A 2,101-nucleotide genomic window follows, 5' to 3' on the forward strand; every position below is an offset into this window, starting at 1 on the left:
TTGATGTCCAAAATTGTGTTTCGTTCACTAGCAAAACTAGCTACTTAAAACTTTATTGATTACGTTTTGCTTGTTCAGTTTTCAAGGTTCATTTTGTTAACTCTTCTGTAAGAGTTAACTTTTATATAATAACATGTTTTATATTTAATGTCAAACAGTTATTTTATTTTATATTTTAGTAGCTGCATATCTCAACAGCAACTTTTATATAATAACACCCTATTTGTCATTGGTCAATAGTTTTATAATTATTTTTTTTAAAAATTACAACCTCAATCTTGGCCAATTTCGTAAAAATTGAATTGTACGGTTTCTTCCTATATCTAATAGAGTTTCTTTTGTTTCTTCATTTAAATCAAATTGGGTTGCACTATAATCTTCTACAGGAATAAAAATAATGTCTCTTTCGTGTCGTCTTGATATATACCTTTCATCATGTGCATCTTTCATAGTTGAAAATAGTGCCTCAAATAAATTTAGACCATTCTTAATTTCTTGAGGACATTGTTCTTCTCTTCTTCTACTCAGTTTCAGACCTAAAATCGGACGTACTTTCCGACCTTCTTTATCATCGAATATCCATAGTGGAAAATTACTTAAAACACCACCATCCACTATAACCGATTCACCCTTCCCAGTCTTTAATGTAACTGGTTCAAAGAAAAAAGGTATACCGCAACTCATGCGTAACGCACAAGCTACTGAAAAATTCTTTGCTTCAATTTGATATTTATGCAAATCATCTGGTAAAACAATCATTCTACCATTCGTTAAATCTGAAGCTACTAATTTAAGAGAATCTTTAGGCAGATCACCAAAAGTATATACTCCTTTTGCAGCTAGCTTTTGGAAAAACCATTTTTCTAACGCCTTTCCTTTATAGAGACCTAAATGATTATAAACATTTACCCATTTCATAAAAGGAAAAGGGAAAATTGTTCTTCTTGGATCAAGTAATGAAGGAACATCTAACTCTTCTAGCATCATTTCTATCTCTTTTCCACTATAACCCGCAGCAATAAAGGCAGCTAAAATGGCCCCCGCACTTGTACCAGCTACACGTTTAAATCGAAAATGTTCAGCTTCTAGTACTTGATATGCCCCTACTAATGCAAAGCCCTTCAAACCGCCACCAGAAAACACGCCATCAATCCACAAAATTCCCTCTCCTTTTTGATGTAATCTTTATAGTATAAGGATGAAGAATGACGAATAGAACTAAATTTTCTACTTTATTGACGATACTTATGTACATAGCAGCAAACTTTAACCAAGTGTCTAGCTAAAATTCGATTACAGTATCATATAAGAATATGCGGCGAAATATCGTTATTCTAAGAAATGTAAAGAGCTACTTAAATTCTAATGTAGTTTCAACTATAATTTTAGTTCCGGAAATTTTTAGTGTAGAACATATTTTTAACAACAAAAATAAAGGGCCTAAGCCCCCAACAATATTTAATTTAAATCACAGCCCTTATCTATATTAACTATGTCTTATAAGAACGTACTGATGGTGATTGATATTATTTAATTTTAAAAAAAGTTACAGAATGTTTAGCTATCCACTAATGCTGGGGTTTTCATAACTTCTAATTTTATTCTTTCACTGAAGGCTTGAAAATTTTAGCCGACTTAGTTAATAGCTTACTAACCCCTTCTATATCTCGCTAAGATTACAATGAATCAGAACCACCAGTCTAACTGGTGGTTTGCTCTCGCGTGAAACGCTGGGGTACTGGTCCGTGTCAAAAGACACACTCAAAACTTCCTGTTTCCATATTTGTATTCAGGTTGGCATGCCGATCGAATATCATTAAGCTACTCTTCCCTTTCAAATAAACCACAAAAGATGAAACAATTATTTTTGCTCGAATACTCACCAACATACCTGATTGCTCGGCTGTTTTTTTCTTGTCCATAGCTAGAAGCTCTTTGGAACCCCTCACATAGCAAGGGGTTTTTTAAATATACAATAAAAAAACAGTCAGCGCACAGCTGACTGTTTTTTGCCTAGCGACGTCCTACTCTCACAGGGGGAAGCCCCCAACTACCATCGGCGCTAAAGAGCTTAACTTCCGTGTTCGGTATGGGAACGGGT

General features: G+C 34.1%; 1 protein-coding gene, 1 rRNA gene and 1 pseudogene. All 3 read right to left on the reverse strand.

Annotated features, from left to right (window positions below):
• Positions 1-264: 264 nt before the first annotated feature.
• Positions 265-1,158, reverse strand: coding sequence for a patatin-like phospholipase family protein (locus tag ACFY5C_RS41260; RefSeq protein WP_115674652.1), 894 nt, complete (start codon positions 1,156-1,158; stop codon positions 265-267).
• A 606-nt stretch (positions 1,159-1,764) separates the two neighbouring features.
• A pseudogene (locus tag ACFY5C_RS41265) lies at positions 1,765-1,889 on the reverse strand (transposase); the annotation flags it as partial.
• Between the two features lie 122 nt (positions 1,890-2,011).
• Positions 2,012-2,101 (reverse strand): 5S ribosomal RNA (gene rrf, locus ACFY5C_RS41270); the annotation flags it as partial.

It is taken from the genome of Streptomyces sp. NPDC012935 (assembly GCF_042900345.1).
In the GTDB taxonomy this organism is placed as follows: Bacteria; Actinomycetota; Actinomycetes; order Streptomycetales; family Streptomycetaceae; genus Streptomyces.